The following is a 12,706-nucleotide window of genomic DNA, read 5'->3' on the forward strand; positions in this document are numbered from 1 at the left end:
GCTCACATCGCGAGCAGCCGCCGCGTCCCCCCTTCCGGCTGACTGCGGCTCAGACGGCGAGCAGCCGCTGCACGTCCTCCCTGTGCAGCTCCTCGGCCGTCCCGGTGCGCACGACGTGCCCTCCGTCGAGGATCACGAACCGGTCGGCCAGCCGCAGCGCGATGTCCAGGTACTGCTCGACCAGCAGCACGGCCAGCCCTGAGGCGTGCAGCCGCTCGATGGCCGCCTCGATCTCCAGGATGATCGACGGCTGGATGCCCTCGGTCGGCTCGTCGAGGATGAGCATGCGCGGCCTGGTCACCAGCGCGCGGGCCATGGCGAGCTGCTGCTGCTGGCCGCCGGACAGGTGCCCGGCGCTGCGCTTGAGCAGCGGCCGCAGGGCGGGGAAGAGGTCGAGCGCCTCGTCCACGGCCGAGCGCGGCTGCTTCGCGGCTTCGACGGTGACCAGCAGGTTCCCCAGCACCGACAGTTGCGGGAAGCACTGGTGGCCCTGGGGGACGTAGCCCATGCCGAGGCGTACGCGCTCGTGCGGCTTGAGCCTGGTGACGTCGCGGCCGTCGAACGTCACCGTGCCCGCGGTCGCGGGCAGCACCCCCATGACGGTGTTGAGCAGCGTGGTCTTGCCCACGCCGTTGCGTCCCATGACGCACACGAGCTCGCCGGGACCGACCTCGACCGAGACCCCGAACAGCACGCGTGCCCGCCCGTAGCCCGACTCAAGGCCGGTTACCGACAGCATCGCTGGTCCTCCTTCCCAGGTAGACCTCCTGCACGCGGGGGTCGCCGCTGACCTGCTCGACCGATCCCTCCACCAGGACCTTGCCCTCGTGCAGGACGGTCACCGTCGAGGCGTGCCGCCGCAGGAACTCCATGTCGTGCTCGACCACGATCACCGTGTGGTCGTCGGCGATCTGCATGAGCAGCTCGCCGGTGCGTTCGCGTTCGTCCTTGGACATGCCGGCGACCGGCTCGTCCAGGAGCAGCAGCCGGGGCCGCTGCGCCAGCAGCATGCCGATCTCCAGCCACTGGCGCTGGCCGTGCGAGAGAACGCCCGCTGAACGTCCGGCGAGCTCTTCGAGACCCGTCCTGGCCAGCGCCTCCTCGACGGCCTCCGAGACGCCCGAGCGCTTTCTCGCCAGCGACCACAGCGGCTTGCGGAAGGTGGCGGCGAGGTCGAGGTTCTCCAGCACGGTGAGCGCCTCGAACACCACCGACGTCTGGAAGGTGCGGCCGACGCCCATGCGGACGATCTGGTGCTCCTTCTTGCCGACGAGGTCGTGGCCGTCGAAGCGTACGGTGCCGGCCGCGGGCTTGGTCAGCCCCGTGATCACGTCGATGAGCGTGGTCTTGCCCGCCCCGTTCGGCCCGATGAGGAAGCGCAGCTCGCCCTCGGGCACGGTGAGGTTCACGCCGTCGAGCGCGCGGAAACCGTCGAACACGACCTGGACGTCACGTAGTTCGAGCACGTCGCAGCCTCCCTGCCAGGCCCACGATGCCTCTCGGGGCCAGCGTCATGACCAGGATGAACAGCGCTCCTTGCAGGTAGAGCCAGCCGTCGGCGAACTGCTCGCTGAAGGCGGTCTTGGCGTAGCCCATGACGACCGCGCCGAGCACGGCCCCGGCGAGCGCGTGCCGGCCGCCGACGGCCACCGCGACGACCAGCTCCAGCGAGGGCACGACGCCGAGCAGGGCGGGCGAGATGATGCCGACGACGGGGACGAACAGCGCGCCCGCCAGCCCCGCCATGCCCGCCGAGATGGCGAAGGTGACGGTCTTGACCAGGGCCGGGTCGTAGCCGAGGAAGCGGACCCTGTCCTCACCGTCGCGTACGGCGACGAGCAGCCGGCCGTACCGGCTGTTGACGAGCTGCCTGGTGGCCAGGTAGAGCACGCCGAGCACGCCCGCGACGACCAGGTAGAGTCCGCGCTGGGTGGAGTCGTCGGCGAGGTCCTGGCCGAACAGCTCGAAGAAGTTCGTCATGCCGTTGGTGCCGCCGGTCAGGCCCTGCTGCCCGACCAGCAGGATGACCATGGCGGCGGCCAGCGCCTGGGTGAGGATCGCGAAGTACGCGCCGCGTACGCGCTGACGGAAGACCAGCGTGCCGAGCAGCACCGCGAGCGCGACCGGCGCGAGTATCGCCATGCTGAGCGCGAAGACCGGGTCGGCGAACGGCGCCCACAGCGCGGGCAGCTCCTCCACCCCGCTCCACACCATGAAGTCGGGCAGCCCGCCCGGCCCCGCCTCGGTGAGCTTGAGGTACATCGCCATGGAGTAGCCGCCGAGCCCGAAGAAGACGCCCTGCCCGAGGGTGAGCATGCCGCCCTGTCCCCAGGCCAGCCCGATGCCGAGCGCGACGATCGCGTAGCACAGGTATTTCGCGAGCAGCCCGAGCCGGAACGGCTCCAGCAGCAGCGGCGCGGCGACGAGCGCGATGACCGCGATGGCGGCGAACGGAAGGTTGCGCTTGATCACGTCAGCACCCTCGACCTGAGCACGAACAGCCCTTGCGGCCTGATCTGGAGGAACGCGATGACGACGGCGAACACGATGACCTTGGCCAGCGAGGCGTCCGACCAGAACTCGGCGTAGGAGTTGAGCAGCCCCAGCCCGGCGGCGGCGAGCACGGCGCCCCTGAGCTGACCGAGCCCACCGGCCACGACGACGAGGAAGGCGTCGACGATGTAGTACGTGCCGAGCGCCGGCCCGACCGGCCCGATCAGCGTGAGCGCGACCCCGGCGATCCCGGCCAGGCCCGAGCCGATGAAGAACGTCAGCATGTCCACCCGGCCGGTGTCGATGCCGCTGGTGGCGGCGAGCTGCCGGTTCTGCACCACGGCCTGCGTCCGCCTGCCCAGCCCGGTGCGCGTCAGGTAGACCCAGACCGCGACCACGCCGGCCACCGCCAGCGCCATGATGAACAGCCGGTTGTAGGGCAGGATGCCGACGCCGCCCGACAGCCAGGACGGCGCGGGCACCTGCACGTTGGGCGCGCCGAACAGGTCGCGGGCGAGCTGCTGCAGCACCAGGCTGACGCCCCAGGTGAGCAGCAGCGTGTCCAGCGGCCTGCCGTAGAAGTGGCGGATCGCGGCCCGCTCCAGGATCAGCCCCATCACCCCGGCCACGAGGAACGCGACCGGCAGCGCGAGCAGCAGGTCCCCGATGAGGAACGCGGTGTAGGCACCGGCCATGATGAACTCGCCGTGCGCCATGTTGATCACGCCCATCTGCCCGAACGTGAACGTCAGGCCGAGCGCGATGAGCAGCAGCACCGCCCCGATCGACAGCCCGATCGGGAGCTGGTTGACGAACGCCGACATCACTGGCCCGCCGACAGGCCGCCCGCCCACGGGTAGCCCTTGAGGTACGGATCCGGCTTGATCGGCTCGCCCGAGTCCCACACCTGCTTGATCAGGCCGTCCGGCTGGATGATGCCGATGCGGGCGGTCTTGTACATGTGCTGGTTCTCGCCGTCGATGGTGACCTTGCCTTCCGGGCGATCGAGCGAGATGCCGGGCGCGGCCTTCCTGACCGCCTCCACCTCGGTCGTACCGGCCTTCTTGACGGCCTCGGCCCACAGGTAGACGGCGTTGTATCCGGCCTCCATCGGGTCGGAGGTGACCTTGTTCTGCCCGTACTTGGCCTTGTACGCCTTGACGAACGCCTCGTTCTCGGGGGTGTCGGTGGTCTGGTAGTAGTTCCAGGCGACGGGATGGCCGGCGATGTTGTCCACGCCGATGCCGGTGACCTCCTCCTCGGCGACGCTCACCGACAGCACCGGCATGGTGTCGGCGGTGACGCCCGCGCTCTTGAGCTGCTTGAAGAAGGCCACGTTGCTGTCGCCGTTGAGGGTGTTGAACACCGCGTCGGGCTCGGCCTGCACGACCTTGTTGACGAGGGTGGAGTATTCGGTGTGGCCGAGCGGGGTGTACTCCTCGCCGAGGATCTCCATGCCGTTCGCGGCCGCGTACGCCTTGATGATCTTGTTGGCGGTGCGCGGGAAGACGTAGTCGCTGCCCACCAGGAACAGCTTCTTCTTGCCCTGCTCCTTCAGGTAGTCGAGGCCGGGGATGATCTGCTGGTTGGTGGTGGCGCCGGTGTAGAAGATGTACGGCGAGCTCTCCAGGCCCTCGTACTGCACCGGATACCACAGCAGCGCCTTGTACCGCTCGAAGACCGGCAGCATCGCCTTCCTGCTCGCCGAGGTCCACCCGCCGAACACGGTCGCCACCTTGTCCTGCCTGATGAGCTTCGTCGCCTTCTCGGCGAAGGTGGGCCAGTCGGAGGCGCCGTCCTCCACGATGGGGACGAGCTTCTTGCCGAGCACGCCGCCCGCCTTGTTGATCTCCTCGATGGCGAGCAGCTCGGCATCGCGTACGGTGACCTCACTGATCGCCATGGTGCCGCTCAGCGAGTGCAGGATACCGACCCTGATCTCGTCGGACGAGGCCGCCGGCTCGGAGTCCGATCCACAGGCCGCGATGGGTAATACGAGGAGCGCGGAGACGAGCAGACGGGCAATCGGGCGGGGGATGCGCACAGCCGTTCCTTCCTGCCGACCGGTACTGCGAGAAAGGTGACTCCGCGACATTTCGCCTTGAGTTCTCGATTGTTAATTGGCGATTGCCGAACGTTCACAAACGCACATAACCCGTCATGTCGGCGATCGCCAGGGCGCGAAACCAACACGACATCGACCGGCAACAGGGCGGAAACGGCCGGTTCCTATGGTCCGGCCATGCGGCTAACCTCACACGAGCAGGAGCGGCTGCTCATCCACGTCGCCGCCGGGGTGGCGCGCGAGCGGCGGGCCAGGGGCCTGCGGCTCAACCACCCCGAGGCTACCGCCATCATCGCCTCTTTCCTCATGGAAGGCGCCCGGGACGGGCGCAGCGTCGCCGAGCTGATGGAGGCCGGACGGTCGGTGCTCAGCCGGGCCGACGTCATGGAGGGCGTGCCGGAGATGCTGGAGAGCGTGCAGATCGAGGCCACGTTCCCCGACGGCACCAAGCTCGTCACCGTCCACAGGCCGATCCCGTGATCCCCGGCGAGTACGTCCACCCCGAGGGCGCCGTTCCGCTCAATCCGGGTCGGGAACGGGTGACGGTCCGCGTGGTCAACACCGCCGACCGGCCCATCCAGGTGGGCTCCCACTACCACTTCGCCGCCGCCAACCCGGGGCTGGACTTCGACCGGCGGGCGGCCAGGGGCATGCGGCTCGACGTGCCCGCGGGCACCGCCGTCAGGTTCGAGCCCGGCGTCGAGCGCGACGTCACCCTGGTGCCGCTGGCCGGGCGGCGCGTCGTCCCCGGGCTGCGGCCGGAATGGGCGGGGCCGCTCGATGACTGAGATCTCCCGCGAGCGCTACGCCGCACTCTACGGCCCCACCACCGGCGACCGCGTCCGGCTGGCCGACACCGACCTGTTCATCGAGGTCACCGACGACCTGTCCATGGGCGCGGCGGGCGCCGGCGACGAGGCCGTCTTCGGCGGCGGCAAGGTGATCCGCGAGTCCATGGGCCAGGCCAGGACCACCCGCGCGGAGGGCGCAGCCGACCTGGTCATCACCGGCGCGGTCATCCTCGACCACTGGGGCGTGATCAAGGCCGACGTCGGCATACGCGACGGCCGCATCGCCGCCATCGGCAAGGCCGGCAACCCCGACACGATGGACGGCGTCGGCATCGTCATCGGCCCGTCGACCGAAGTGCTGGCCGGCAACGGCAAGATCCTCACCGCCGGGGCCGTCGACTCCCACGTCCACCTCATCTGCCCCCAGCTTCTCGACGAGGCCATCGGGTCCGGTGTCACGACGATCGTCGGGGGCGGCACCGGACCCGTCGAGGGCACCAAGGCCACCACCGTCACCGGCGCCTGGTACCTCGGCCGCATGCTGGAGTCCCTCGACGCCTACCCGCTCAACTTCGCCCTGCTCGGCAAGGGCAACACGGTCAGCAGCGAGGGCCTGGTCGAGCAGCTTGAGGCCGGAGCCTCCGGCTTCAAGCTGCACGAGGACTGGGGCACCACGCCGGCCGCCATCGACGCCTGCCTGAGCGTCGCCGACGCCTCCGGCGTGCAGGTCACCATCCACACCGACACGCTGAACGAGGCCGGCTTCGTCGAGTCGACGCTCAAGGCCATCGGCGACCGGACGATCCACGCGTACCACACCGAAGGGGCGGGCGGCGGGCACGCGCCCGACATCATCCGCGTCGCCTCCTACGCCAACGTGCTGCCGTCATCCACCAACCCGACCAGACCGCACACCGTCAACACGCTCGACGAGCACCTCGACATGCTGATGGTCTGCCACCATCTCAACCCGGCCATCCCCGAGGACCTCGCCTTCGCCGAGTCGCGCATCAGGCCGAGCACGATGGCGGCCGAGGACGTGCTGCACGACCTCGGGGCCATCTCCATGATCGGCTCCGACTCGCAGGCCATGGGGCGCATCGGCGAGACGATCATCCGTACGTGGCAGACCGCCCACGTCATGAAGGCCCGGCGCGGTCAGCTCGGCGGCGGACCCGCCGACAACCTGCGCGCCCGCCGCTACATCGCCAAATACACGATCTGCCCCGCCGTCGCCCACGGGCTCGACGGCGAGATCGGCTCGGTCGAGCAGGGCAAGCTCGCCGACCTCGTCCTGTGGGACCCCGCGTTCTTCGGGGTCAAGCCCGACCTGGTGATCAAGGGCGGGGTCGTCGCCTGGGCGCAGATGGGCGACGCCAACGCCTCCATCCCCACGCCCCAGCCGGTGCTGCCCCGCCCCATGTTCGGGGCCTCACCCGTCACCGCCGCCGCCACGTCCCTGCACTTCGTCGCCCCGCTCGCCGTCGAATCGGGCCTGGCCGACCGGCTCGCCGTCCGGCGCAGGCTCGCGCCGGTCGCCGACGTGCGGCGGCGCGGCAAGGAGGCGATGCCGCTCAACGACGCGCTCCCCCGGATCGACGTCGCCCCCGACACCTTCGACGTCCGCATCGACGGCGAGCTGATCGAGCCCGCCCCCGCCACGTCCCTGCCCATGGCTCAGCGCTACTTCCTGTTCTGATGAACCCGTCCCTGCTGCTCCTGACCGACTCCCGGCTCCCGGCCGGCGGCCACGCGCACTCGGGCGGCGTCGAGCGCGCCGTCGTCTCGGGTGCCGTGCACGACGCGCCGTCGCTGGCGGCGTTCCTGCGCGGCCGCCTGCACACCGCCGGCGCGGTCACCGCCGCGCTGGCGGCCGCCGCCCGCACCCACGCCGCCGCACCCGGCACGCGCATGTGGGCGGAGCTGGACGCCGAGGTGGACGCCAGGACCGCATCGCCCGCGCAGCGCGACGCCTCCCGCACCCAGGGCAGGCTGCTGCTGCGGGTCGCGCGCCGGGTCTGGCCCGCTCCGGCGCTGGACGAACTGGCCCGCGCCGTGCCCAGCGCGCACCACCCGATCGCGCTCGGCGCAGCCGCCTTCGCCGCGGGGGCGAGCGCCGAGGAGGCGGCGCTGGCGGCCGCCTACCACGCGGTCACCGGGCCGGCCACCGCCGCCGTACGCCTGCTCGGCCTCGATCCCGTGGCCGTGCACGCCCTGCTCGCCGGCCTCACTCCCGACCTGGCCGCCGTCGCCTCCCGCGCCTGCCGCTTTCCTGACTCCGCCCCCGGCTTCGACGCCGCCCCCGACGCCGCCTCCGACGCCGCCTCCGACACTGCTCCTGACACTGCCCCTGACACCGGCCCCGACCCTGCCCCCGGCTCTGACCCCTGGCTCGATGACCTCGCCGGCGGGTGGGAGTCGTTGCCCGCACCCTCCGCACCCGCCCTCGACCTCATCGCCGAACAGCATGCCCAGGCCGAGGTCAGGCTCTTCGTCTCCTAGGAAAGGACCCCACATGGGAGCCAACCACGACGACCACCACCACACGCCCGACGGCCGCGGCCGCGCGCTGCGCCTCGGCGTGGGCGGCCCGGTGGGCAGCGGCAAGACGGCCCTGGTCGCCGCCCTGTGCCGGGCGCTCGGCCCGTCCCTGTCGCTGGGCGTGGTGACCAACGACATCTACACCACCGAGGACGCCGACTTCCTGCGCCGCGCGGGCGTGCTGGACGACGAGCGCATCCTGGCCGTCGAGACCGGATGCTGCCCGCACACGGCGATCCGCGACGACATCGCCGCCAACCTCGACGCCGTCGAGACCCTCGAATACCGCTTCGGGCCGCTCGACCTCGTCATCGTGGAGAGCGGCGGCGACAACCTCACCGCCACCTTCAGCCGGGGGCTCGCCGACCGGCAGATCTTCGTGCTCGACGTATCGGGCGGCGACAAGGTGCCGCGCAAGGGCGGCCCCGGCGTCACCACCGCCGACCTGCTGGTCATCAACAAGACGGACCTCGCGCCCATGGTGGGCGCCGACCTGGGCGTCATGGCCCGCGACGCGGCGGCCGTACGCGGGGAGCGGCCCGTGCTGTTCACCTCGATCCGCCAGGACCCGACCGCCGACGCGGTGGCCGCCTGGGTCAGGGACGAGGTCCGCGCCTGGTCCCACTCCCACGCCACCCCGGTCTCGTGAACCCTCCTCCCACCACCGTCGGGCAGGCCACCCGCTCCCCCGCCCCGCTCGGCACGGCAGCGCACGCGGTCCTGCACGAGGCCACCCCGCCCACCGAGGCACCCGCCTCAGCCGAGCCCGCACCCGTCGCCGGACCGGCCACGGAGACCGCGACAGGCACGGGCGGGCGCACCGCGCACTCTCCCGGTCCGGCAGGGCGGGGGATGCGGGCGGAAGCGGCCGTGGAGACGGCGGCGGGGGCGGGTGGGCGTACGGTCATCGAACGGCTGGCGTCCGCACCACCGTTGACGCTGCGGCAGACGGGCCCGCACACCGTGCACCTGATCTCCACCGCGGCCGGCCCGCTGGGCGGCGACCGGCTCCGGCTCGACCTGCGGGTGGCCCCCGGCACGACGCTGGAGCTGGGTTCGGTGGCGGCCACGCTCGTGCTGCCCGGCGACGGCCCGTCGATGATGCTGATCACCGCGCACGTCGGCGCGGAGGCGACGCTGAGGTACGTCCCCGAGCCGACCGTGCTGGCCGCCCGCAGCGATCACCGCCTGCGCGTCCGCCTCACGCTGGAGCCGGGCGCGACGGTGCTGTGGCGGGAGGAGATCGTCTTCGGCCGCCACGGCGAGCCGTCAGGCCGCTGCCATGCACGCTTCGACGCCACCTGCGACGGCGTGCCGCTGCTCAGGCAGGAGTTCACGGTCGGCGACCCCGGCCTGGACGGTTCACCGGCGGTGTACGGGAGTGCCCGCTGCGTCGGCACGACGTTCCTGACCGAGCGGGCGCCCGCGCCCGCCGTGGCCGAAGGGGTCGCGGTGCTGCCGCTGGCCGCGCCGGGCACGCTGGTCTCGGCCCTGGCCGACGACGCCGTCCAGCTCCGCGCCCGCCTGGAGTGGGGCGAGCGCCAGGCGATGCCGGCACCGCCCACTGGTGACGACTCCGTTGCGTACGGTGGTGAGGCGGCCTCCCCCGGCATAGGCTGATCGTGTGGCCGACGACCTCAAGCCCGCGTCCGCCCGTACCCGCCTGGGCCGTGGCCCCGCGATCGCGGTGCTGGCGGCCGGCGTGCTGCTCACCATCTGCGCGATCCTGCCGTGGGCGGGCATCCAGGCGACGAGCAGCCTGATCGGCGCCGGCGTGGCCAGCGACGTGCGCGGCATCGACGACCCGCTCGGCGTCTACACCCTGCTGGCGGGCCTGGCCGCGCTGGGCTGCGGCGTGGCCGGCCTGATCGCCCATCCCCGCCTCGCCGCCCTGGCGATCGCGCCGGGCGTGGTGGCGGTGTTCGTGCTGGTGTCGTACGTGGCGGGCAGCGACGGCCTGCGCGACCGCGTCTCCATCCACCTCGGCGACCTGCTGTCGATCGAGCCGGTGATCAGGCCAGGCTGGTTCGCCGCGCTGGCCTGCGCGGTCGCGACCGTGCTGCTGTCGGTCGTGGCCCTGGTACGCCGCTGACCGCCCCGCGGCCCTCCAGCCCGGCAGGCGCGGGGGATCAGTCGTAGAAGCCGAGCCGCCGCAGCTGCTTGGGGTCGCGCTGCCAGTCCTTGGCCACGCTGATGCGCAGGTCGAGGTAGACGCGGGTGCCGAGCAGCGCCTCGATCTGCTTGCGGGCCTTGGTGCCGACCTCGCGCAGCCGCTCGCCCTTGTGCCCGATGACGATGGCCTTCTGTGACGGCCGCTCGACGAACATGTGGGCGTAGATGTCGAGCAGGTCGTCGCGCCCCTGCCTGGGCAGCATCTCGTCGACGACGACGGCGATGGAGTGGGGCAGCTCGTCGCGTACGCCCTCCAGCGCCGCCTCCCTGATCAGCTCGCCGACCAGCACCTGCTCGGGCTCGTCGGTGAGCTGCCCGCCCTCGTAGAGCGGCGGCGACTCCGGCAGGTGCTTGATCAGCACGTCGCCGAGCACGTCGAGCTGCTCGCCGGCCTCGGCCGACACGGGCACGATGTCGGCGAAGTCGGCCACCTGCGACACCGCGAGCAGCTGCTCGGCGATCTTCTCCTTGCTCGCCAGGTCGCACTTGGTGACCACCGCGACGACCGGGGTCTTCTTCACGGCCGAGAGCTTCTCGGCGATGAACCGGTCACCCTTGCCGATGGGCTCGTTGGCCGGCACGCAGAACCCGATGACGTCGACCTCGGTGAGCGTGGACAGCACGAGGCTGTCGAGCCGCTCGCCCAGCAGCGTGCGGGGACGGTGCAGGCCGGGGGTGTCGACGATGATGAGCTGCGCGTCGGGCCGGTGGACGATGCCCCTGATGACGCGCCTGGTCGTCTGCGGCTTGGACGAGGTGATCGCCACTTTCTGGCCGACCAGGGCGTTCATCAGCGTGGACTTGCCGACGTTCGGCCTCCCCACGAAGCAGGCGAATCCGGCGCGATGGTTGTCTGGCGAAGTCACATAGTGCATTGTGGCCTATCAGCGGGCGTGTTCACGCCACCAGGCGTACGCCTGGGGCGCGACGCCCGGCGTCCACGGGGTGGTTTCGAGGCCGGGGAGCTCCTCTTCGGCGACCCAGCGGTAGTCGTGGATCTCCACGCCGTCGGGGCGCGGCTCGGGGGATCCGGGGGCGAGCCGGCAGCCGTAGGCGGCGATGACGTAGCCGACCTCGTGGCCGTTGGGATAGACCGTGCGGAACTCGGGGCCGCCGTACACGCCGATCAGGCCCCGCACCTCGATCTCGACGCCCAGCTCCTCGCGCAGCTCCCGCACGACGGCGTCCTCGGGCCGCTCGTCGGGATCGACGCCGCCGCCCGGGGCCGCCCACCGCCGGACGTCGCCGTGGTTGGCCAGCAGCAGGCGGCCGTCGTCGTCGAACACGAACGCGGAGACCGAGGGCAGCATGATCAGGTCTGAGCCGACCTTCTCCCGCAGCCTCGCCAGAAAGGGCGACATCGGCATGTCAGCCTCGCAGGGTGCCGTCGGGACCGGCCACGAGCAGCTTGCCCGCACCCAGCTCGGCCGCCACCGCCTCGTCGGCGGGGCTCGGGTCGCCCTCGCTGACCAGCGCGACCGCCTCCAGGGAACGCGCGCCGCTGGAGACCGCCATGGCCACCGCGACCTGCACGGCCGAGAGCGTCAGCGCCGACAGGGCCACGTTCGTCGCCGCGTAGGTGCGGCCCGTCTCGTCGCGCACGGCCGCGCCCTCGGCGGAACCGTTGCGCGCCCGGGCGGAACGGGCCAACGTGATGATCTTGCTGTCTTCGGGATCGAGTGTCACGCGCTCTAGGTTAGGCGCTGACCATGGAGAGCGCCGCCTCGACGACCTTCCGGGTACGGCCGGCGTCCACGTCGTTCATCCCCGTGTGCACCACCGAGACCAGCGTGTCGCCGACGCGGGCGAGCACGAGGTCCATCTCGTACGGGTAGCCGTTCAGCCGCCCGCTGAAGCGCGCCCCGACGGCGTCGTCGGCCGCCTCCCGCACCGCCTCGTCGATCGGCAGTTCGTGCGGCCGCAGGTCGGTGCCGCTCGAGCTGCGCACGGCGTGGCACTTGCGCAGCGCCTCGGCCAGCTCGTCCAGGTGGTCCTCCGCCTCGCCGGCCGCGTACCTGGCGAGGCCGACCCCGGCCTGCTCGCCCAGGCCGTCGCCGTGGTAGCTGACCGCGGCCTGCGCGGTGAGCGCCTGTCCCGGCGCCTTGCCTCCGGGCGGTTCCAGCACGGCCCGGCAGTTCTCGTCCGCCTGCCCGAACGGCATCTGCCAGGCCTGCTCCGGTCTGATCGTGAAGCCGTCCGGCAGGCGCGGCTGTTCCTTGCTGACCACTTCGCGCAACTGCGCCATGGCCTGCGCGTCGAGAAAGCTCTCGGCTCCCACGCCGCCGCACCCCGCCAGGAGGCAGGTGAGCAGCGCGCAGGCGCCGATCCCTGGTCTTCGTTTCATGATCCCCCCCTTGAACCGCAGCCTCCCCGCACGAGTAATGCGGCAATCCACCGGAGTGACCACCAATACGCAAAAAGGGTGCCCCCGCCCTGATCAGGACGAGAACACCCTTTACGCCGACCAGCGTCGCGACCCGGTACCAGGCCGGGACGCCGTCGTTCCCCCCAGGATCCGTCCTCGGGCCGCGAACCCCACCCGGCCTTCGGACGGTCTCCCCTCGTAGACACCCACCGCACTGGATGTCGTTGGTTCGAGAGTGCCGTACCCGGCTTGCAGAAGACTTGTAGAACGCTTGCCGTT

Annotated in this window: 16 protein-coding genes; 7 read left to right on the top strand and 9 right to left on the bottom strand. The window is 71.5% G+C overall.

Going from position 1 to position 12,706, the window contains the following annotated elements; translation table 11 throughout:
• Positions 1-49: 49 nt before the first annotated feature.
• From urtE to urtA, 5 genes are read right to left on the bottom strand one after another with little or no spacing between them, the layout of a single operon-like run.
• Positions 50-739 (bottom strand): urea ABC transporter ATP-binding subunit UrtE, encoded by a 690-nt coding sequence (urtE, locus tag AB0K67_RS11955; RefSeq protein ID WP_364056969.1) that lies wholly within the window; start codon positions 737-739, stop codon positions 50-52.
• Positions 717-1,466, bottom strand: a complete 750-nt coding sequence (gene urtD, locus AB0K67_RS11960; RefSeq protein ID WP_364056972.1) for an urea ABC transporter ATP-binding protein UrtD — start codon at positions 1,464-1,466, stop codon at positions 717-719. The genes urtE and urtD overlap by 23 nt, the downstream gene beginning before the upstream one ends.
• Positions 1,450-2,472, bottom strand: a complete 1,023-nt coding sequence (gene urtC, locus AB0K67_RS11965; RefSeq protein WP_364056975.1) for an urea ABC transporter permease subunit UrtC — start codon at positions 2,470-2,472, stop codon at positions 1,450-1,452. Before urtC ends, urtD begins: the two co-directional genes overlap by 17 nt.
• Positions 2,469-3,317, bottom strand: a complete 849-nt coding sequence (gene urtB, locus AB0K67_RS11970; protein WP_364056978.1) for an urea ABC transporter permease subunit UrtB — start codon at positions 3,315-3,317, stop codon at positions 2,469-2,471. The genes urtC and urtB overlap by 4 nt, the downstream gene beginning before the upstream one ends.
• Positions 3,317-4,537 (bottom strand): urea ABC transporter substrate-binding protein, encoded by a 1,221-nt coding sequence (urtA, locus tag AB0K67_RS11975; protein ID WP_364056980.1) that lies wholly within the window; start codon positions 4,535-4,537, stop codon positions 3,317-3,319. Before urtA ends, urtB begins: the two co-directional genes overlap by 1 nt.
• Before the next feature lie 198 nt (positions 4,538-4,735).
• Here urtA and AB0K67_RS11980 point away from each other — a divergent pair, with 198 nt between their 5' ends.
• The 7 genes from AB0K67_RS11980 to AB0K67_RS12010 are packed head-to-tail and all read left to right on the top strand — an operon-like array spanning position 4,736 to position 9,982.
• Positions 4,736-5,038, top strand: coding sequence for an urease subunit gamma (locus tag AB0K67_RS11980; RefSeq protein ID WP_364056982.1), 303 nt, complete (start codon positions 4,736-4,738; stop codon positions 5,036-5,038).
• The gene (locus AB0K67_RS11985) at positions 5,035-5,346 is read left to right on the top strand and encodes an urease subunit beta (protein WP_364056985.1); all 312 of its coding nucleotides are present in this window, start codon (positions 5,035-5,037) and stop codon (positions 5,344-5,346) included. The genes AB0K67_RS11980 and AB0K67_RS11985 overlap by 4 nt, the downstream gene beginning before the upstream one ends.
• Positions 5,339-7,048: an urease subunit alpha gene (locus tag AB0K67_RS11990; protein ID WP_364056988.1), complete on the top strand. Its 1,710-nt coding sequence runs from the start codon at positions 5,339-5,341 to the stop codon at positions 7,046-7,048. Before AB0K67_RS11985 ends, AB0K67_RS11990 begins: the two co-directional genes overlap by 8 nt.
• Complete coding sequence (locus AB0K67_RS11995; protein WP_364056991.1) at positions 7,048-7,851, top strand: urease accessory UreF family protein; 804 nt, start codon at positions 7,048-7,050, stop codon at positions 7,849-7,851. The genes AB0K67_RS11990 and AB0K67_RS11995 overlap by 1 nt, the downstream gene beginning before the upstream one ends.
• A gap of 13 nt (positions 7,852-7,864) precedes the next feature.
• On the top strand, positions 7,865-8,539 hold the full coding sequence (gene ureG / locus AB0K67_RS12000) for an urease accessory protein UreG (protein ID WP_364056994.1): 675 nt from the start codon (positions 7,865-7,867) through the stop codon (positions 8,537-8,539).
• Positions 8,536-9,510, top strand: coding sequence for an urease accessory protein UreD (locus tag AB0K67_RS12005; RefSeq protein WP_364056997.1), 975 nt, complete (start codon positions 8,536-8,538; stop codon positions 9,508-9,510). The genes ureG and AB0K67_RS12005 overlap by 4 nt, the downstream gene beginning before the upstream one ends.
• A 4-nt stretch (positions 9,511-9,514) precedes the next feature.
• A complete protein-coding gene (locus AB0K67_RS12010) occupies positions 9,515-9,982 on the top strand; it encodes a hypothetical protein (RefSeq protein WP_364057000.1) in 468 nt (155 codons plus the stop codon).
• A 37-nt stretch (positions 9,983-10,019) separates the two neighbouring features.
• Here AB0K67_RS12010 and era read toward each other — a convergent pair whose 3' ends face one another.
• From era to AB0K67_RS12030, 4 genes are read right to left on the bottom strand one after another with little or no spacing between them, the layout of a single operon-like run.
• On the bottom strand, positions 10,020-10,928 hold the full coding sequence (gene era, locus AB0K67_RS12015; RefSeq protein WP_364057003.1) for a GTPase Era: 909 nt from the start codon (positions 10,926-10,928) through the stop codon (positions 10,020-10,022).
• Positions 10,929-10,946: 18 nt separating this feature from the next.
• On the bottom strand, positions 10,947-11,423 hold the full coding sequence (locus tag AB0K67_RS12020) for an NUDIX domain-containing protein (protein ID WP_364057006.1): 477 nt from the start codon (positions 11,421-11,423) through the stop codon (positions 10,947-10,949).
• Between the two features lie 7 nt (positions 11,424-11,430).
• On the bottom strand, positions 11,431-11,748 hold the full coding sequence (locus AB0K67_RS12025) for a cytidine deaminase (RefSeq protein ID WP_364057009.1): 318 nt from the start codon (positions 11,746-11,748) through the stop codon (positions 11,431-11,433).
• A 10-nt stretch (positions 11,749-11,758) separates the two neighbouring features.
• Positions 11,759-12,406, bottom strand: coding sequence for a hypothetical protein (locus AB0K67_RS12030; protein ID WP_364057012.1), 648 nt, complete (start codon positions 12,404-12,406; stop codon positions 11,759-11,761).
• Positions 12,407-12,706: the final 300 nt, after the last annotated feature.

It is taken from the genome of Nonomuraea sp. NPDC052634, from assembly GCF_040678535.1.
Classification (GTDB): domain Bacteria; phylum Actinomycetota; class Actinomycetes; order Streptosporangiales; family Streptosporangiaceae; genus Nonomuraea; species Nonomuraea fastidiosa.

Coding starts and splice junctions, on each gene's coding strand:
- ureG (WP_364056994.1), top strand. CDS start 7,865: ATGGGAGCCAACCACGACGACCACCACCACACGCCCGACGGCCGCGGC.
- urtB (WP_364056978.1), bottom strand. CDS start 3,317: ATGTCGGCGTTCGTCAACCAGCTCCCGATCGGGCTGTCGATCGGGGCG.
- AB0K67_RS11995 (WP_364056991.1), top strand. CDS start 7,048: ATGAACCCGTCCCTGCTGCTCCTGACCGACTCCCGGCTCCCGGCCGGC.
- urtE (WP_364056969.1), bottom strand. CDS start 739: ATGCTGTCGGTAACCGGCCTTGAGTCGGGCTACGGGCGGGCACGCGTG.
- AB0K67_RS12030 (WP_364057012.1), bottom strand. CDS start 12,406: ATGAAACGAAGACCAGGGATCGGCGCCTGCGCGCTGCTCACCTGCCTC.
- AB0K67_RS11990 (WP_364056988.1), top strand. CDS start 5,339: ATGACTGAGATCTCCCGCGAGCGCTACGCCGCACTCTACGGCCCCACC.
- AB0K67_RS11980 (WP_364056982.1), top strand. CDS start 4,736: ATGCGGCTAACCTCACACGAGCAGGAGCGGCTGCTCATCCACGTCGCC.
- AB0K67_RS12020 (WP_364057006.1), bottom strand. CDS start 11,423: ATGTCGCCCTTTCTGGCGAGGCTGCGGGAGAAGGTCGGCTCAGACCTG.